The organism is Rhizobium sp. CF122, from assembly GCF_000282035.1.
In the GTDB taxonomy this organism is placed as follows: Bacteria; Pseudomonadota; Alphaproteobacteria; order Rhizobiales; family Rhizobiaceae; genus Rhizobium.
In genome coordinates, this window is the sequence record NZ_AKKA01000072.1 from 139,863 (window position 1) to 157,774 (window position 17,912).

Genomic DNA, 17,912 nt, shown 5'->3' on the forward strand with positions numbered 1-17,912 from the left:
CGCTACTCCTTCTGCGCCGTGTTTGATGAGCCTTGCTCGACAGACACATGTGTGCCCACATCGAGCCGGTACTGGCCGGCGGTCACCACCTGCTCGTTGCCGGCAAGCCCGTTTGTGATGACGGCCCGGCCTTTCTCGATCGGCCCGGGAACAACTTTGCGGACCGCGGTAGTGCCGTTGCCATCGACGACGTAGACGAAGAAGCCATCCGCGCCCCGCTGTAGCGCCGCCGACGGGATCGTGATCGCCTGATGAAGCGTCTTCTGCCTGAGCCGCAGCAGCACAAATTGTCCCGGCCACAGAGCGTCGTCTTGGTTCTCGAACGTGGACTTGATGCGGATGGTGCCGCTGTTTTGATCGATCACGTTGTCGATCAGGGAAAGGCTGCCGGTCGCCAGCGTTCTGGACTGGTCCATCGCGAGCGCATCGACTGCAACGGGACCCGACTTCATCGCATCCCGAACAGCGCCGAGATCGTCTTCGCGAAGCGTCGATACCACAGAAATCGGTTGCGTTTGCGTAATCGTCACGATCGGCGTGGTGTCTGTCGTGTGGACCTGGTTTCCCGCGTCGACGCGGCGGATACCGGTGCGCCCGTCAATCGGTGATCGGATCTGCGTATAGGAGAGCGAGACGTCGGCGGCTTCCTTGGCCGCCTGATCCTCGGCAAGCTGGGCCGTGAAACTCGCCACCTGGCTCTGTTGTTGCTCGACGGTCTCTTGGGTGGCAATCTGCTGTTGGGAGAGCTTTTGGTCTTTTGCGAGCAGATACTGCGCATTGGCAAGATCGGCTTGATCTTGCTGGATCTTTGCAGCCGCCTGATCGGCCGCGGCCTGATAGGGACGGGGGTCGATGACGGCGAGAAGATCGCCCTTCTTGACCGCCTGTCCTTCCGTAAAGAGGACGTTCTGAAGCTCGCCGTCGACGCGGGTCGTGATGTTGACCGTGTAATTCGCCTGCACAGTGCCGAGGCCATTGAGATAAACCGGCACCTCTTGCATCGACGGTGCGGCAACCTGGACCGGCACTGCCGGAGCGCCGGCCTCAGGTGCTGCTGCGGTCGGCCCGGTTCCCGCGACCCAGAACGACGCTGCCGACACACCCGCGACCACGAGCACAACGATAGCGGCGGCTGCGGCAGATCGCCTGTGTTTCGGAGGGGTAGCAATGGTTCGGATGGTTGTCATTCCGGGCTCCAGAAATGTAGATCGAACCATTGTGTTGAGATGCGGCATCAGCCGATTGATGATCGATCGCGGTGATAGGAAGCCGTGCGCCGGCTTGCGTCCGCGCGGACGCGGACAGGAAGGTATTGAGGCTGCATCCAGAGACCCTCAGGACGGCGTGCTGCCGCCTCGATGGCGTCTTCAAATCGGATCGAGATTGACTTGACGATGTCGTCCAATAGCCGGGCCAGGACGGTTGGCTTGTTTTTGAACCTGGACATCATGTCCTCCTGTCAATGAATGTGATGACAGAAGGCTACAACTGGATGGGCATCGGCACATCTATACGCAGGTCTAGTCGGATCTCGCAAAAGGTATGAGCGTGATGCCAGGCGCCGATGTCGCCACCAATGCGCCAATGACCTCGGCCGGCTGTTGGACCGCTGCGGCGTGCGTCTAGGGCGATTGTTCCCGATTAGATCAGCCGAAGACAGCACGTGGCAGCGACCGCCTGGATCTGATTGACCACGTCCAGCCTCCCATGGCAGAGCGCAGATAGGTATTGACAGGGTGACTGCTCAAACCGCGGATGAGCGCGATTTCCTGGCTGCTCTTGCCGGCGGTAAACGATCTCGAGCATTGACCTGTTCGCTTGGCGATCGGCTGACAGGGGTAGACGGATGTCGATTCATGGAAGGTTGTGCGGCGGTCAATTGCCGGAAAAGGAGTTGTCGATCGACCGGCGGAGCGATTGAAGCCGCTCGTCGAAACGTGCCGCGTCAATCGTGTGGCCAGGCTCGTCGCGCCGCAGTTCGCACCGCAACGTATATGATCGACGCGAGACGTGATTGACCAGGCTGACACTCAGGGACAGCAAGCCGTCTCGCTCTGACAGCTGGGTGTTCGTGAATGAGAACATCATCTTGTCTCCTTGTGCATATTGCTTCGGGTATGTCTGGGCAAGCACCACGGGACCGCGTGCCCAGACGGTGTCGTCAGGGCATGTCCCGGTGAAGTACCGATTTGAGATGCGCCCATTGGCTTTCGCCAGGCGGGCCGTTTTTTATAGGCGATAATCCGACGCGCTAAAGCCTCGTCAATCGAAGCCGCGGCGCGTCAATCCGACCTAGTGCGCGAGCGCCTGCTCGAGGCAAACGATCAGCTTTTCGATATCGACCGGCTTGCCAAGAAAGGCGAATGCGCCACCGTTCATTGCCCTGCTGCGCGTCCGCTCGTCCTTGTACGACGTGACAAAGATCATCGGGGGACGCTGCGAATGCTTGTTCAACTCTGCCTGCAGTTCGATTCCGCTGAGGCCGGGCATCTTCACGTCGACGAGCATGCAATCGATCGCTGATCGCGGTTCGAAGACGAGGAATTCTTCCGCCGAGGCGAACAAACGGCACTCGTAACCGCAGGACTTGACGAGATCATCCATAGCTTCACGGATGGCCTGGTCGTCGTCGACGACGGCTATGGTAGGGACTGAGGGCAATGAACCGACCTTTTCTGACTGCTTTCACATTCTTGTTATGCGCTCACGCCCCATTCAAAGATATCATACTAAGATACAGGTGGTCGTACTCCTTCGCCCAGCATTTCTGTCTTCCTCACGAGCTCGGCGACCGAGCGAACTTCCATTTTCCGCATGACGTTGCCGCGGTGTAGCTTCACCGTGACCTCGCTGATACCGAGCTCATAGGCGATCTGCTTGTTCATCAGCCCCTTGACCACCGCCTCCATGACCTCGCGCTCGCGCGGGGTAAGGCTTCCCGCCAGCGAAGCGACCGCTTCGCTTTGCGCATTTTGCCGGCGGCGCGCAGCGTCACGTTCCATCGCCGCTGCAACGGCGTCGAGAATATCCTGGTCCTTGAAGGGCTTGGTCAGAAAATCGACGGCGCCGGCCTTCATTGCTCGCACGCTCATCGGAATGTCACCAAACCCCGTCATGAAGACGATCGGCATCTTGCTGCCGATGCGCTCCAGCTGCGTCTGGAAGTCCAAACCGCTGACACCTGGCAAGCGGACATCGAGGAGGATGCAGCCCGGACGGTTGAAGTTCGCGGTTTCCAGAAAGGCCGTCGCGCTCTCGAATGCCTCAGCGTCGAATTTCATCGATCGGAACAAGTCCGTCAGCGCTTCTCGCATCGAGAGATCGTCATCGACGATAAAGACCACAGGTTCAGGCGGCTCCTTTTGCAGCCTACGTGTATCAGGCATGTTCCACCTCCGGCTTAATCAGCAGGCTCATCTCGAAGATCGCGCCACCGTCGTGATGATTGGTCCCATCCAGCTTTCCACCACGGGCTTCCAATGTAGTGCGGCAAATAGACAGGCCCATACCCATGCCGGCCGCCTTGGTCGTGAAGAAGGGGGCAAACAGTTTGTCCTTCACATCGTCGGTGATCCCGGGTCCGGTGTCACGCACAGCAATACTAACATGCTCAATATCCGGCCGCGCTGTCGCTATCTTGATGATCCTCTGCGGGCTGCTGGCCTCATCCATTGCCTGAATGGCGTTGGTAAGCAGATTGATCAGTACCTGTTGCAGCTCGATCTTTACGGCTGAGACGGGCGGAATGTGAGCCTTCCGTTCGATATGCACGGTCGTCCCACTCCGCTGTAGCTCGTGCTCCATAAGAGCCATGGTCTCGTCGATCAACCTGTCCAGGCTGATACTCTCGAGCTTGTTGTTCGACGGAGAAAGAAGGCCGCGGGTGTTCTGGATAATGTCGCTGGCGCGCTGGCTGTCGCGGATCATTCGTTCGGCCGAGCGGCGCACAGCCGCGAGATCTGGCGGATCGCGATCAAGCCACCTCAAGAGCGTCTGAGAGTTTACCACGATCGCACCAAGCGGCTGGTTGAGTTCATGTGCCAGCGATGCCGACATTGCGCCGACCGTTGCGGCCTTCGATGCCATCGTCAACTCAGCCTGTGCTTCGGCCAAGGCCTTAAGGGCCATTTCGCGCTGTGTGATATCGACCATGCTGACAACCACACGGTTGAATGCGGCCGGATCCTCGGGAAATGCGATACTGAGCAGCACGAGTTTGTCTTCGCCATTGTCCGCGCGTACCTCGGCCTTGTCTTCAAAGACCCTCTCGCCGTCCATGATTGCCTGCACTACGTCGAGAAACCGTTCCTGCCCGGTGATGAAGGATCGACGCAGGCTGCCGACTGCGGAAGATTCTGGCCCCAGCATCTCGCGTGCCGCTTCATTGGCCGCGACAACCTTGATAAGGCCGATGCAATGATCGACGAAGGTCGGGTTGGTGCGCGCATGGGTCTTGATGTCGGTAACGCCCTGCGCCCTGACATCCATCAGATAACTCCGCAACTTCGAATAGTCTCGCTCCCAGAGCGCGACGCGCGTACGATCGAAAATCGAACGGTATCTTGCCTCGCTCTCTTTCAAGGCAGAATTGATTGAAAGCAGCGTAAGGCGCGCTGTCTCCGTTTTCACCAACAGCATCGTCGTTACGAACAGCGCCGCGAGAGCGACGATCAGGCGGGTGGTAGACTGAAGGTCAGCATTGTCCCCATGCGTCATGGCGTAGGAAAGGAGCGTGAGAGCGGCACATGCAGCCGCAATCACAAACAGGCCGACGCGCGTGGTGGCCTGGGCGGCAAGCAGCATGATGACGACATAGAGCACCGCGATGGCGCCCTCGATGTCGGTGTACGTATCGACATAAAAGACGGCCGCGGCGAGCCCGACGGCAATCAAGCCGAAGGCCACGTTGTGGCCTCCTTCAGCATCGCGGGCGCGAAGTAAAGTTGACACTATAGACATTGTTCCCCCAGTCTATTTGGGCGCGAGCATATCCTGTTGCAGACGCAATCTAACCTATACATAGGTGTGGCCCGATGCGACCATATCGTTGGCAGCCCGCCGATCAAGCGGCCTTCTCCTGTGCTGCCGGGGCGGCTTGAGGCGCATTGTGTTCAAAATCGGGGTGCAATGGGCCGAATGGCATAGCCCCCATGAACACCACCAGCAACAGGCCGGCCATCGCGAACCAGAATGACAGCACAAAGCCATCGGCATAGGCAAGCACATAGGCCTGCGCCCGGACCTGCGACGCGACTGCCGACAAGGCTTCCAGGCTTCCCCGCGGAGAGGTCCCAAACAGCGTCTCCAGTTTGTTGATCACGCCATGGAGATCGCGCGACGAAGCCGCAATCGGGCCGCCCAGTATGTTGGAGTGAAACTGCTCGCGCTGCCGCAGCCATGTGTTCAATATGCTGACAGCCAGCTCCGCACTGCCGAGCCGGATGACCTGGATATAGGCGGACGACGCCGTCGCGCGCTTCGGATCGGTGTTCGCCAGCAGATAGACGACGGTCGAAAAGAAGGTAAATGACTGGCCAGCTGTGAACAAGAGAACGACCGGCAGGAAACTCCACGGCGACCATTCAATCGTCAACCTCGAACCGATCAAGGATCCAAGGGCCATCGCCACGAGACCGATGAGGATGCACAATCGCGAATCCACCCGACGCTGCAGGTAGACGGCCAGGGTAATGAACACGAAGACCGGAATGACAGCACCAACAACGTAGAGTTCCGAAATCGCGATCGGCCGTAACCCTGCGACGTTTTGCAGGAACGACGGTATGACAATCGATCCGCCCGAGCTCGAGAATGTGAAGGCAACGATAATGCCGTAGCCAATTCCGATATTGCGCGACAGGATGACGCTCGCATGAGCCCAGGGACGTTTTACCACGCTCTCGTTGATAAAAAATCCAATGGCTAGAATACCGCCGCCCACAACAAGCGACGTGACGATGCCTGACTGGAACCAGTCGAGCCGGTTTCCCTGGTCAAGCGCGACATAGAGCATTGTCATTGACGAACCGAGCAGGAGCATGCCGCCCCAATCGGCAGTTTCAAGCAGGCTGACGTTGAGCTCTTCCTTGGGAGCAGCTACGATGAGCAATAGCGCGATGAGTGGCGCGACGATCACGTCCTGCCAATACAGCCATTGCCAGCCGATATAATCCCCATAGACACCGACGAGGACAAAACCGAGACTTTGCGAGAGCGGAACGCGAAGCGCGTAGATCGCAATTCCGATCAGCCAGTATTTCATGTCGAGGTTCCGGAAGATCACCATGATCGTTGCCGGAATGAACACGCCGAGCAAAAGCGCTCTTACGGCATGAAGGGCAAACAGTGCCGAGCCGTCATGGAGGAGTGGGATCGCCAACGAGATGCAAGCGTAGATAAGGCTCGAAGGGATCATCACGCGGCGGATGCCGAACACCGTGGCGAGCCATGCCACGGCCGACGAGACGAGAATTTGCGGTGCGTTGGCGATGGTGCTCAGCCACGAGGCCTCGTCGATTCCCAACGAGTAGGCGCCCCGGAGATCCGGAAGGCCTACGCTAAATACTCTGGTGTCGAAGCCTACCACGAAGGAGGCGAGCAATAGCGCAGCGACGATAAGGTGAGGGCGGCTCGCCGTCGTGCCGCTGGTCACCGGGCCAAAGGCGCTCGGTGCGACACTCATGGCGTCGTGTCCGCCAATGTATCGACGTTAACGATGGCCGACATTCCAGGCCGGAGCTGATCGATCAGCGGTTGGCCGGGATCGAGATCGATCCTGACCGGAATGCGCTGCACAACCTTGGTGTAATTGCCGGTCGCGTTGTCAGGCGGCAGCAGCGCGAATATGGAGCCGCTTGCAGGCGACAGCCGGGAGACTTTGCCGTGGAGCGTCTGACCCGGAAATGTATCAATGGTGATCTCGGCCGTGCGGCCCGGGGTCATCCGCGCAAGCTGGGTCTCTTTGAAGTTTGCTGTCACATAGACGCTAGGAAGCGGGACCTCCGAATTGACGCTGGTTCCGGCCGCAACAAAATCGCCTTCGTGGACGAGTTTGCGACCAAGGACGCCATCAAAGGGCGCATAGATCCTGGTGTAGCCCTGACGGATCAGCGCCGTGTCGAGGTTTGCCTGTGCGGCGCCGATTTGCGCGCGCAACAACGGCTCTTGCCCGTCGAGCACCTTGAACTGCGCTTCTTGCTGATCGATCGCGGCAGCGGTCGATTTGACGGCAGCTTGCGCCTGGAGATAGGACGACTGCGCCTGCTGAAGCTGCTGCTGCGACGTGGCATCGCCCAGGCTGGTCTGCCGATGAAACTCAAGCTCGGTCTGCGTCTGCTGGGCAAGCGCCGATGCGTTCTGCGCTTCGGCGGCCTCAATGACAGCCTTCTGCAATTCGATCTGGTTCGCAAGGTTTGCGAGCGAGGCGTTGGCAGATGCCAGGTTTGCCGTCGCCACCTCGACGGCGGCATCGTACTCGCGAGGATCGATCTGCGCGAGCAATTGGCCTTTCGTTACCCGCTGATAGTCGCCAATCGGCGTGCTCCGTATCGTGCCGCTAACCTGCGCGCTGAGGGCGGAGACATCGGCGTTGATGACGGCGTCATCGGTCGCTTGCCGGGCAGCACCCGCTACCCATCGGTTCCAATCTGCCATGACCAGAGCCACGCTGCCGCCAACGATGACGACTGCAAGAACCGGAATAGCGAGGCGCCGGATTGTCGCCACGGTCGTCGAAGGCTGCGCGATCGGCTTGGGCGCCTCTGCGGCCGGTGCTCGACTGGTCGCAGGCGACGGGCTGAGATTTGTGATACGAAGCTGGTCGGCCATGACGACCCTCACTTGTCGTTCCGGTTGGCGGAAATCTTTGCGCGGACAGTCGCGGGTGCCGGAACAAATGAAACGTGCCCGCTGCTGTGGAACTGCGCCCAATAGCCCAGTGCCATGAAGACCGAGCCGCCGATCAGATTGCCAAACGTAACCCAGACCAGATTGTGGATCGCACCGGCAAGTGTGATATTTGCGGGATGATCGCCGATCAGCGCCATGGAGAAGGTGAACATGTTGGCGACGGAGTGCTCATATCCGGCCGCGACAAAGATCGTGATCGGCCAGAATATCAGCATGATCTTGGCCGCGGCGTTATCGGTGCGCCCGGCCATCCAGATTGCCAGGCAGACCAGCCAGTTGCACAGGATTCCGCGGGCAAAAAGCTCTTCGGAGCTTGCCGACATCTTTGCCGAAACGGCTGAAAAGAACGCCTGGCTTCCATCGCCCAGCAGTACGCCGCCGCCTGCCATGTGGAAGAGGGCGGCGAGGATCACCGCACCGATCAGGTTGCCAATCCACGCGCTACACCAGACGAGCAGCACGTCCGAAAGGCGCGCGCGTCCCGTCAGCACCGCGAGCGGCATATACATGGCCGTTCCGGTGAAGAGTTCGGAGCCTGCAAACACGACGATCGTCAGGGCCGAGGAGAAGACCACGCCCATAACGAGATGGGCCCAGGCAGGATCGGCATGCGCACCGGCGGTGTACATGAGGATGTCGCCGAAGCCGATATAGGCACCGGCCATCGCCGCTCCAATCAGGAACGCGAAGAACTGCGTACGGACAATGAGCGCCTTGTGTTCGCCTGACTCGGCGAAATTTGTGATGGAATCCTGGTACATGACGAAATCCTCGCATCCTGCCCGGACCGGGCCGAGCGCTTCGCTGGTTGATGGAGGAAGGCTAGTCGCACGCGGCGCAGCGTTGAACCATACGTAAGTGTAGGTGGGTGAGAGGAAGGTCTAGCCTAGGCCAGCGTCACAGCCGCGAAAGGCAGAGCGAAGGCGGCGTGTCGCCGCCGGTCGGCAACAGTCCCCCGGCATCTGCGACGCCGGAGTTGGATCTGGCAAAGTCGGTGATGGGTCAGCTGTTGCTAGCGGTGACCATCACAGGCACACCCTTGTAGGACGGTGTTCCCGAGAGCCGGTCATAGTGGCGCAGAGACATGACCGCATTCATCTCCGGGTAGTAACCGGCAGCCGACCCCTTCGGGATGTTGTATTCCACCGCCGTGAAGCCACGCACGAGGTGCGTTGCTTGGCCAGCCCCGACGAGGCCGCGAATGTCGATCCGGTCACCGTCCTTGAGACCAAGACGGGCGAGATCATCCCTGTTCATGAAGATCACGTCGCGGCGACCAAAGACACCGCGATAGCGATCGTTCAGGCCATAGACCGTGGTGTTGTACTGGTCGTGGCTGCGGATCGTCGTCAGGACCAGAGCGTCCGGGTTCTTGATCAGCGGATCTTCGTCAAGACCTGGGGCGACAAGGAAGTTTGCCTTACCGCTTTTCGTGTTCCATCGACGGAAGGAGGCGGCGACATCAAGGCGGAACCCCCCGCGCGCACGCACACGCTTATTGAAGTCGTGGAAGTCGGGGAAGACCACCTCGATCTTCTCACGGATCCGGTCATAGTCTGCAATCAGCCCGTTCCAGTCGATGCCGTACCGATCGCCGAGCGTCGCCTTGGCGATGTTGGCGACGATGGCGGGCTCGGATTTCAAAGCCTCGCTCGGGGGTTTCAGGAAGCCTCGAGAGGCGTGCACCATCGACATGGAATCTTCGACGGTCACCGCCTGCGGGCCGGAGGCCTGCGTGTCGAGGTCGGTCCTGCCGAGGCAGGGCAGGACGAGCGACGTCTTTGCCGTCAGGAGATGCGAGCGGTTCAACTTGGTGGCAATATGGACTGCAAGATCGAGCTTGCGCATTCCCCGCCAGGTGGATTCCGGATCGGACATGGCGACGGCGAGATTGCCGCCGAGGCAAATCAGCGCCTTCGATTCACCGGCGATGATCGCTTCCACCGCCTCGATCGCATTGTGGCCCTTCTCCCCGGATGGACGAAAACCGAATGCCCGCTCCATCCCGTCAAGCAACGCCTTGTTTGGAATTTCGGTGATCCCGACAGTGCGGTCGCCCTGGACGTTGGAATGGCCACGGATCGGTGCAATCCCGGCTCCTTGCCGGCCAATATTGCCACGCAGCAGCAGCAGATTGGCAATCTGCTGCACGTTGCCCGTGCCGTTGGCATGCTGGGTGATGCCCATGCCATAGCAGACGATCACATTCTTGGCTTTCACGTAGACGTCGGCCGCACTCTCGATCGCATTCTTCGTAAGGCCGCTGACAGCGACGATCTGGCCCCAGCTGGTGGCATCGACATCCGCGCGCATGACGTCGAAGCCGACTGTGTGCTCCTTGATGAAACTACGGTCGAGCACACCGGAGCCGCCAGCAGCGATGTCGGCGGCATCGCGCTCGAACACCGCCTTCATCATGCCCTTCAGCGCCGCAAGGTCACCTCCGGTGCGCAGTTGGTGATAGGCGGAGGCAATCGGCGTGGAGGACAGCGTCACCATCTCGACCGGATCCTGTGGCGCGGCGAAGCGCTCCAATGCGCGTTCTTTCAGCGGATTGAAGACGACGATCGGCACGCCGCGACGCGACGCATTGTGCAGCGTCGTCATCATGCGCGGATGGTTGGTACCGGGATTATGACCGAAGCTGAAGATCGCATCGGCGTCGTCGAAATCCTCCAACGTCACGGTGCCCTTGCCGACACCGATCGACATTGGAAGCCCGACGCTGGTTGCCTCGTGGCACATGTTGGAACAGTCGGGAAAGTTGTTGGTGCCAAAGGCGCGGACGAAGAGCTGGTAGAGGAAAGCCGCTTCATTTGAGGTGCGACCGGATGTGTAGAACTCGGCCTTGTTGGGGTCGTCGAGTTTGTTCAGTTCAGCCGCAATCAGCTTGAAGGCTTCATCCCACTCGATCGGCTCGTAGCGATCGGTTTGGCTGTTATAGTGCAGCGGCGCTGTTAGCCGCCCGGCATCTTCTAGTTCATGGTCCGTCCACTTCCAAAGCTGCGAGACCGTATTGTTTTCGAAGAGCTCCGGCCCTGAGCGCTTGGCCGTGGATTCCCAGGTGATCGCCTTGGCGCCGTTCTCACAGAACTCGAATGACGAAGTGTGCTTAGGATCCGGCCAGGCGCAGCCGGGGCAATCGAACCCTTCCGGCTGATTGGCCTTCAGCAGCGTCATGGTGCCTTGCGCCACGACTTGCTGATGCGCAAGCGTCTTGGCAACCGCCTTGAGCGCGCCCCAGCCGCCGGCCGGCTGATCATATTGCTCGATGCCTTCTGGACGCTGATCCTTCATGTCGAAGCTCCTTCGATCCTGCGCGGCGACCAGGACGCCGCAGATGAGTGCACATCAGCCGAGAACCTAGCAACGCGTGCGAACGTTGCACACTATACAGAGGCATAGGGCGCCGATCGTTGGCCCGGTATCCGCACATGAAAATAGCGCAGGCCCCAGCTATCTGGTGCGCGATATCGCTCCGTGCGCCTGCCTTGGCCGGATACGAGCCATGTCTGTTCTTCTATCGCTTGAATCCGATGCGGCTCTCACAAGGGGAGAAGGCCGTCTCCGGGCGGATGGAGACGGCCTTTAGCGGACCTTGGGAGGATCCGCGGCCTCGGCGGAGGGGAGGGACACCGAAGCCGGTAGCAGCGAGGACGCTACCCGCCTCATCGAGGGGTTGAGGCGACGGGTGAAAGGTAGCCCCGTCCGGCAGGCCGCGTAACTAAACTTAGGTATTGGCCGGACTAGACCAGCAGGTAATTCCAGTCCACGGTTCATGTCGGCGGCGCGCCCAGCGCGTAGAGTATGCCGCGAAGCTCCGCCAGGCCGCGCAGACGCCCGATCGCGGGATAGCCTGGCGTCACGTTCTTGTTGAGATCATCGAGCATGCGATGGCCGTGGTCCGAGCGGAACACGATGGTCTCGTTTGCCTGACGCCGGCGGTCTTCGGCGACAAGCTCCTTCAGAACCGCAACCATATCGACGTCGCCCTCAAGGTGCGCGCTTTCATGGAAAGTACGGCCGTCGCCCTCGCGCTTGGTTGCACGCAGATGCGCGAAATGGATACGCGACGCGAAACGGCGAGCGATTGCCGGCAAGTCATTGTCGGCGCGCACGCCAAGGCTGCCAGTGCAGTAGCACATGCCGTTTGCCTCAGAGGGTACCGCCTCGAAGAGTGCGGCATAGTCGTCCGCAGTCGACGCGATGCGCGGCAGACCGAAGAGTGAGCGCGGCGGATCGTCCGGATGCAGCGTCAGCTTGACACCGCGAGCTTCCGCAGCCGGGGTCACTGCCTGGAGAAATTCGATCAGATGCTGGCGCAGCTTGGCGGCATCGATGCCGGCGTAGGCGGCAAGCTTTTCACGAAACTGCGGGATCGTCAGCGGCTCGGTTGTCGAGCCAGGCAGCGCGGACGTTATGATCCGGGTGATCTCCGCGACTTCCTCTTCGCTCATCGCATCGAACACGTCGCGCGCACGCGCCATGTCCTCAGGGGTGTATTGCTGCTCGGCGCCGGCACGCTGGAGTACGAAAAGATCGAAGGCGGCGAACGTCTCATGATCGAAACGCATGGCGGTGGCACCGGTATCGATCACATGGTCAAGGTCCGTGCGCGTCCAATCGACGACGGGCATGAAGTTGTAGCAGACGATCGGAATCCCGCAGGCGGCCACAGCTTCAAGGCTGGCGATCCAGGCCTCGATTTCGGCCTTGGCGCGTCCGCCATTGCGCTTGACGGCATCGGGGATCGGGATGCTCTCGACCACCGACCAGGCGAGGCGCGAGCGCCCGGGCGGTGTCGTTTCGATCATGGCCTGTCGCTCGCGCACCTCGCCTTCAGTCCAGGCGCGGCCGATCGGAACCTGGTGCAGTGACGAAACGATATTGGTGGCTCCGGTCTGGCGCACCTCATCAAGCGTGACAGGTGCCTCCGGCCCGAACCATCTCCAACCTTGGCGCATGTGTACCTCCTTGGGGTCTTCTTTGGCGTTGTCGGCTGATCGGCTCAGCGGAAATAATCTGGATATTGGCTGCGAAGCTCGGCGACATCGGGAACGACGGCACTGAGGTGCTGCATCATCGCCGCGCGCGCTATCTCAGCGTCATGGGCTGCAATCGCGTCGCGAATGAGCCCGTGTTCGTGCAAGACGTTGTCCATGCGGCCAAGAACCGGCAGCGTCAGACGCCGCGCCCTGTCGATTTGCACCTTGACGGTCTTTAGAATTGTCCAGATGCCGGGATAGCCGGCAATGCTGGCGATGGCCTCGTGGAAGGCCTCGTCCTCTTCGTGAAAGGCCGAGGTATCACCAAGGGCGGCAAGCGATCTCTGTCGCGAAATAATGGAATCCAGGCGGGCGATATCGGCTGCCGTTGCAATCTCGGCCGCGCGCTCCACCGTTGTGCCCTCAAGCGACTTTCGAACGACCACGGCCTCGGGGATCGCCGAGACCGGCACCTGCGACACCACGGTACCGGATTGCGGGTAAATATCAACAAGCCCGCCCTCGGACAGCCGCAGCAACGCTTCGCGCACCGGCGTGCGGCTGACGTTGAATTCTTCCGCAATCCGCTTTTCCTGCAACTGCATTCCGGGCGGCATCCGGAGAGCGAGAATGTCCGCGTAGAGCCGATCGTAGATGGCGTCGGCAGTTGTCACGCGGCGGATCTTCACCGGCCTGTCGGCTTCGGAAGCCATGGCTGCCGGGACGGAAACAACTGCTGCCTGCATAACGTACCCTGACGTTGACTTGATCGTGCATACTAGTATATCAATTTATTGCGACTGCCAAGGCACGCCGAGGAGGAACGGTGTTTTTGGCAATCATTTCAGGAGGTTTCACACATTTAAAGACAAGGTTCCGGTCCCGCAGCGACTGGCCCGTGGACGCCTAGCACCGTATTTGCAGCGTCCCGCAACGAGAGGAGGAGAAACACTATGAAAGTCACCCGCAGAACATTTGTCGGCACCGCGGCAGGCGCCGCCGTCGCAACCATGTTGCCGCTGAAAGTCTTTGCCCAGGCCAAGAAGCCGGCAAGCCCCGTCACCATCACGATCGCGGACGTCGCCGGCAACTTGGCGCTGACGCAGGGCATGTTCGAGGCCTATGCCTCGGAAAAGGCCGACTGGGTCTCCAGCTTTGCCTTCACGAAGGCGCCGGCACCGGAACTGCCCGGCAAGATCAAGGCGCAGCAGGCGGCCGGCAAGGTCGACATCGATCTCGTTTTGACCGGCACGGACGCGCTTTCGGCCGGTCTTGATCAGGGCCTTTGGATCGATCTTACGGCACATAAGTCTAAGCTTCCCAACCTCGAGCAGATCCTGCAGCCGCAAGCCTTCAAGATGCAGGCTCTTGCGAAGGATCAGGGCGTCGTCATCACCTATTACCCGTCCGGTCCGCTCATCGAATACATGCCCGACAAGGTGCCTACGCCACCGAAGTCCGCGCAGGAACTGCTCGACTGGGCGAAGGCAAACAAGAACCGCTTCATTTATGCCCGACCGGCCAATTCCGGTCCTGGCCGTACCTTCCTGATGGGCCTGCCCTACCTCCTTGGTGACAGTGACCCACGCGATCCCGCTAAGGGCTGGGCAAAGACGTGGGACTATCTCGCGGCGCTCGGCGAACACATCGAGTACTATCCGACCGGCACCGGCCAGGTGATGAAGGAGCTTGGCGAAGGGACGCGCGACATCGTCGTTTCGACGACCGGTTGGGACATCAATCCACGTGCGCTCGGCATCGTGCCGGCTGAGGCGAAGGTGCAGAAGCTCGATGGCTTCCATTGGGTCACCGATGCCCATTACGCCGTGATCCCGAAGGGCGTGTCGGACGAGAAGATCGGCGTGCTGATCGACGTCCTCAACTACATCCTGCAACCAAAGCAGCAGGCGATCGCCTACGATGCTGGCTATTTCTACCCAGGTCCTGCCGTCAAGGACGTCACCCTCGAAATGGCGCCGCAGGAAAGCCAGGACACGATCAAGGAATTCGGCCGGCCGGAATATGCCGAATGGATCGCCAACAATCCCCTGGAGGTTCCGCTGGAACCGAAGCAGCTGGTTGAAGCCTTCCGCATCTGGGACGAGAAGATCGGCGCCAAGAAGGGCTGATCGAAAGAAATCAGCCGGCCCGGGATCGCGTCTTGGGCCGGCAACCTCATTCTGCAGATGGAGATTGGTTTGACCTCGGTTTCGAATGCCGCCGCACCGACGCGCAAGAACGCACGCCTGGAACTCGATGGGATGCGTCGCGCTTTTGGAACGTTCAACGCCTTGAACGGCATAGATCTTGCGATCGAGCCGGGAGAGTTCGTGGCCCTGCTTGGTCCATCCGGCTGCGGCAAGTCGACCGCGCTGAACTGCATTGCCGGCCTGCTGGCACTGACGGGCGGCGAAATTCGCCTTGGCGGCACACGCATTGACCAGCTCGAACCCGAGCGTCGTGGCTTTGGCATGGTCTTCCAGAGCTACGCGCTGTTTCCACATATGAGCGTTCGCAAGAACGTCGGATTCGGTCTTGCCATGCAGGGCATAAAGGGCCCGCAAGCCGACCAGCGTATCCGCGATGCCCTGGCGCTGGTGCGTCTCGAAAGCCAGGCCGACAAGTTGCCGGGCCAGCTCTCCGGCGGCCAACAGCAGCGCGTCGCGATCGCCCGCGCCATCGTCATTCGCCCCCCGATCGTGTTGATGGACGAGCCGCTCTCCAATCTCGATGCGAAACTAAGGCTAGAGATGCGCGCCGAAATTCGCGGCATCCACGACCAGATCGGCTCCACGACCATTTATGTTACGCATGACCAGGACGAGGCGCTGTCGCTTGCCGACCGTATCGTCGTCATGAGCCAAGGCAATATCGAACAGATCGGCTCACCGCAGGATCTCTACCAGCGCCCCGTGAACGTCGAGGTCGCGGATTTCATGGGCTTCCGGACACGCGTTGCGGGCCGCATTACACGCGTATCAACCGATGAGGCCGAGATTGAGGTCGCCGGCGCGCGGCTCGTCGGCACCATGCGGTCGCCGCTCAGCGTTGGCGACGCAGCCATTCTGTCTGTCCGGCCGGAAGATCTTGTCGCATCAAGTGGCGAGGGAATCGCCGCAACCGTCAGCAGCATGGAATATCGCGGTCGTGCTTTCTTTGGCATGGCGCGGGCAACGGACGGTTCGGAACTCTATTTCCGGGCAGATGAGCCGTTGGCGCGCGGAGCGTCAACAAGGCTGCAACCGGCTGCCGGCCGGGCGCTGGTCTTTGCGGGAGCGGCGCAATGAGCGGACCGTCGTTGCAAATACGGCTTGCCGCCCGGGGGCTCGATGGCACGACGCTCCTGCTGTTGCCGGGGCTGTTCTTCATGATCGCGCTGTTTGTCTATCCGTTTCTTTATGGGGTGGCCGATTCTCTCGTGCCGAAAGAGGGCGCGTGGTACGCCAACTATGCAAAGTTCTTTAGTGACCCATTCCAGTACCAGACCATCGCTGCAACCATGTGGCTGGCGCTACCGGTGACCGTCATCAACCTCGCCTTCGCCGTGCCGGTCGCGCTACGTGTGCGCCTGATGCGCAGACAGCGGCTGTTAACCACCATTCTTGTCCTGCCGATCACCCTTGGTACTGTCTTCGTCGCGGACGGCCTGTTGACGTTTCTCGGGCCGCGCGGCTGGTTCAATCACACGCTATTGATGTTCGGCATTCTCGACGCACCGGTGAAGCTGACCAACAATTACTGGGGCGTGTTTGCCTCGCTGTTGATCACCGGCTTTCCCTTCGCGTTCCTTTTGACGCTGTCCTACGTGACCGGCATCGACCCGGCCATCGAGCAGGCCGCGGCGACGCTGGGCGCGGGACCGCGCCAACGGTTCTTCCGTGTCTTTCTGCCGCTTCTCGTCCCTGGGCTTGCAGTCACCTTCTGCCTGGCCTTTGTGCAGGCCTTCGCAGTGTTCCCCTCCGCCGTTCTTCTTGGGGCGCCTGCAGGCCCAACGCGCGTCATTTCGATTGCCGCCTATCAGGCAGCCTTCGAGCAATATGATCATTCCCTCGGTTCGGCGATCGCGCTCATCATGGGCGGCGTGGAGCTGGTCGTCGTGCTCGCCGTTTTGGCCACACGCTCACTCTTCTACCGCGGCCCGACCGGCGGCACGAAAGGCTAGTCATGATCCGAGATCAGGGCCTCACCTCGAAGATCTGGCGCTTTGCCATTTGGGCGCTGGCCATCCTCTTTGTCCTCAATCTGCTTGCTGTCATCGCGGCCGTCATCGTCAACTCCTTGGCGACGCGCTGGCTTGGCACATGGCTACCGGTCGGCTGGACGACACGCTGGTATTTCAGTGCCTGGAAGGAATTCCAGCTCTCCAGCGTGGTTCTTGTCACGTTCGAGATAGTCTTCACCGTCGTCATCATGTCCGGAATCTTGGGCATCACGGCCGCCTATGCACTGGCGCGGCGCGACTTTCCCGGAAAGCGTCTGGTCGTGCTTTTGTTCTTGCTGCCTCTGCTTATCCCGCCGCTGACTTACGGCATTCCGCTCGCAACCGTCCTTTATCAGCTTGGGCTCGGCGGCACGTTTTGGGGCGTCGTGCTGATCAACGTTGTCCCGTCTCTGCCCTTCGTCGTGCTGGTGATGATCCCCTTCATCGAACAGATCGACCCGCGTATCGAAGCGGCCGCACGGGTATTTGGTGCAGGAACGACGAGCCTCTTCCTGCGCATCTTGCTACCGTTGCTTCTGCCGGGGATGCTGGCTGCACTGCTGCTTGTGTTGGTGCGCACCATCGCAATGTTCGAGCTGACCTTCCTGATTGCCGGGCCGACGACGCAAACGCTGGTGGTGTCGCTCTACTACGCCGTCTTTGCGTCGGGCGTTCGCGCGGGTCAGTCGATTGATGCGATGGCGGTGGTCTACATGATCACGACATTGTTCTGGCTGGTTCTCGCTTTGCAGTTCGTGAACCCGACGCAGATCGTAGCGAGGGCGAAACAGCAAAGCGCCCACTAGTTCAAAATCTCA

Annotated in this window: 16 protein-coding genes; 4 read left to right on the forward strand and 12 right to left on the reverse strand. The window is 60.4% G+C overall.

All coding sequences use genetic code 11. The features are described from left to right. Positions 1-2 precede the first annotated feature (2 nt). From PMI09_RS15790 to PMI09_RS15845, 12 genes are all read right to left on the reverse strand, one after another. On the reverse strand, positions 3-1,187 hold the full coding sequence (locus PMI09_RS15790) for an efflux RND transporter periplasmic adaptor subunit (RefSeq protein ID WP_007795987.1): 1,185 nt from the start codon (positions 1,185-1,187) through the stop codon (positions 3-5). 47 nt (positions 1,188-1,234) lie between these two features. Further along, positions 1,235-1,447, reverse strand: a complete 213-nt coding sequence (locus PMI09_RS15795; RefSeq protein WP_007795992.1) for a hypothetical protein — start codon at positions 1,445-1,447, stop codon at positions 1,235-1,237. A 428-nt stretch (positions 1,448-1,875) separates the two neighbouring features. Further along, positions 1,876-2,085 (reverse strand): hypothetical protein, encoded by a 210-nt coding sequence (locus tag PMI09_RS15800; RefSeq protein ID WP_162130398.1) that lies wholly within the window; start codon positions 2,083-2,085, stop codon positions 1,876-1,878. 207 nt (positions 2,086-2,292) lie between these two features. Next, complete coding sequence (locus tag PMI09_RS15805) at positions 2,293-2,661, reverse strand: response regulator transcription factor (protein ID WP_007795999.1); 369 nt, start codon at positions 2,659-2,661, stop codon at positions 2,293-2,295. A gap of 68 nt (positions 2,662-2,729) precedes the next feature. Further along, positions 2,730-3,386: a response regulator transcription factor gene (locus PMI09_RS15810; RefSeq protein ID WP_007796002.1), complete on the reverse strand. Its 657-nt coding sequence runs from the start codon at positions 3,384-3,386 to the stop codon at positions 2,730-2,732. Further along, positions 3,379-4,959: a sensor histidine kinase gene (locus PMI09_RS15815; protein ID WP_037083228.1), complete on the reverse strand. Its 1,581-nt coding sequence runs from the start codon at positions 4,957-4,959 to the stop codon at positions 3,379-3,381. Before PMI09_RS15815 ends, PMI09_RS15810 begins: the two co-directional genes overlap by 8 nt. A 103-nt stretch (positions 4,960-5,062) precedes the next feature. Next, positions 5,063-6,682, reverse strand: coding sequence for an MFS transporter (locus tag PMI09_RS15820; RefSeq protein ID WP_007796011.1), 1,620 nt, complete (start codon positions 6,680-6,682; stop codon positions 5,063-5,065). Next, positions 6,679-7,827, reverse strand: coding sequence for an HlyD family secretion protein (locus PMI09_RS15825; protein WP_007796012.1), 1,149 nt, complete (start codon positions 7,825-7,827; stop codon positions 6,679-6,681). The genes PMI09_RS15820 and PMI09_RS15825 overlap by 4 nt, the downstream gene beginning before the upstream one ends. An 8-nt stretch (positions 7,828-7,835) precedes the next feature. Beyond that, the gene (locus PMI09_RS15830) at positions 7,836-8,669 is read right to left on the reverse strand and encodes a formate/nitrite transporter family protein (protein WP_007796015.1); all 834 of its coding nucleotides are present in this window, start codon (positions 8,667-8,669) and stop codon (positions 7,836-7,838) included. Between the two features lie 241 nt (positions 8,670-8,910). Further along, on the reverse strand, positions 8,911-11,205 hold the full coding sequence (locus PMI09_RS15835) for an FdhF/YdeP family oxidoreductase (RefSeq protein WP_007796019.1): 2,295 nt from the start codon (positions 11,203-11,205) through the stop codon (positions 8,911-8,913). 479 nt (positions 11,206-11,684) lie between these two features. Beyond that, entirely contained in the window at positions 11,685-12,872 is a 1,188-nt protein-coding gene (gene uxuA / locus PMI09_RS15840; RefSeq protein ID WP_007796022.1) for a mannonate dehydratase, read from the reverse strand. Positions 12,873-12,916: 44 nt separating this feature from the next. Beyond that, positions 12,917-13,639, reverse strand: a complete 723-nt coding sequence (locus PMI09_RS15845) for a GntR family transcriptional regulator (protein WP_007796025.1) — start codon at positions 13,637-13,639, stop codon at positions 12,917-12,919. A 207-nt stretch (positions 13,640-13,846) separates the two neighbouring features. Here PMI09_RS15845 and PMI09_RS15850 point away from each other — a divergent pair, with 207 nt between their 5' ends. The 4 genes from PMI09_RS15850 to PMI09_RS15865 are packed head-to-tail and all read left to right on the forward strand — an operon-like array spanning position 13,847 to position 17,900. Beyond that, positions 13,847-15,022: an extracellular solute-binding protein gene (locus PMI09_RS15850; RefSeq protein WP_007796027.1), complete on the forward strand. Its 1,176-nt coding sequence runs from the start codon at positions 13,847-13,849 to the stop codon at positions 15,020-15,022. 57 nt (positions 15,023-15,079) lie between these two features. Continuing rightward, positions 15,080-16,180 (forward strand): ABC transporter ATP-binding protein, encoded by a 1,101-nt coding sequence (locus PMI09_RS15855; protein ID WP_037083232.1) that lies wholly within the window; start codon positions 15,080-15,082, stop codon positions 16,178-16,180. Then, the gene (locus PMI09_RS15860) at positions 16,177-17,055 is read left to right on the forward strand and encodes an ABC transporter permease (protein WP_007796033.1); all 879 of its coding nucleotides are present in this window, start codon (positions 16,177-16,179) and stop codon (positions 17,053-17,055) included. Before PMI09_RS15855 ends, PMI09_RS15860 begins: the two co-directional genes overlap by 4 nt. Positions 17,056-17,057: 2 nt before the next feature. Continuing rightward, positions 17,058-17,900 (forward strand): ABC transporter permease, encoded by an 843-nt coding sequence (locus PMI09_RS15865; protein ID WP_007796035.1) that lies wholly within the window; start codon positions 17,058-17,060, stop codon positions 17,898-17,900. Positions 17,901-17,912 lie beyond the last annotated feature (12 nt).

Excerpts from the sequence above, each read along its gene's own strand:
- uxuA (WP_007796022.1), bottom strand. The coding sequence starts at position 12,872 with ATGCGCCAAGGTTGGAGATGGTTCGGGCCGGAGGCACCTGTCACGCTT.
- PMI09_RS15815 (WP_037083228.1), bottom strand. The coding sequence starts at position 4,959 with ATGTCTATAGTGTCAACTTTACTTCGCGCCCGCGATGCTGAAGGAGGC.
- PMI09_RS15850 (WP_007796027.1), top strand. The coding sequence starts at position 13,847 with ATGAAAGTCACCCGCAGAACATTTGTCGGCACCGCGGCAGGCGCCGCC.
- PMI09_RS15830 (WP_007796015.1), bottom strand. The coding sequence starts at position 8,669 with ATGTACCAGGATTCCATCACAAATTTCGCCGAGTCAGGCGAACACAAG.
- PMI09_RS15800 (WP_162130398.1), bottom strand. The coding sequence starts at position 2,085 with ATGTTCTCATTCACGAACACCCAGCTGTCAGAGCGAGACGGCTTGCTG.
- PMI09_RS15810 (WP_007796002.1), bottom strand. The coding sequence starts at position 3,386 with ATGCCTGATACACGTAGGCTGCAAAAGGAGCCGCCTGAACCTGTGGTC.
- PMI09_RS15865 (WP_007796035.1), top strand. The coding sequence starts at position 17,058 with ATGATCCGAGATCAGGGCCTCACCTCGAAGATCTGGCGCTTTGCCATT.
- PMI09_RS15855 (WP_037083232.1), top strand. The coding sequence starts at position 15,080 with ATGGAGATTGGTTTGACCTCGGTTTCGAATGCCGCCGCACCGACGCGC.
- PMI09_RS15835 (WP_007796019.1), bottom strand. The coding sequence starts at position 11,205 with ATGAAGGATCAGCGTCCAGAAGGCATCGAGCAATATGATCAGCCGGCC.
- PMI09_RS15790 (WP_007795987.1), bottom strand. The coding sequence starts at position 1,187 with ATGACAACCATCCGAACCATTGCTACCCCTCCGAAACACAGGCGATCT.
- PMI09_RS15845 (WP_007796025.1), bottom strand. The coding sequence starts at position 13,639 with ATGCAGGCAGCAGTTGTTTCCGTCCCGGCAGCCATGGCTTCCGAAGCC.
- PMI09_RS15860 (WP_007796033.1), top strand. The coding sequence starts at position 16,177 with ATGAGCGGACCGTCGTTGCAAATACGGCTTGCCGCCCGGGGGCTCGAT.
- PMI09_RS15795 (WP_007795992.1), bottom strand. The coding sequence starts at position 1,447 with ATGTCCAGGTTCAAAAACAAGCCAACCGTCCTGGCCCGGCTATTGGAC.
- PMI09_RS15825 (WP_007796012.1), bottom strand. The coding sequence starts at position 7,827 with ATGGCCGACCAGCTTCGTATCACAAATCTCAGCCCGTCGCCTGCGACC.
- PMI09_RS15820 (WP_007796011.1), bottom strand. The coding sequence starts at position 6,682 with ATGAGTGTCGCACCGAGCGCCTTTGGCCCGGTGACCAGCGGCACGACG.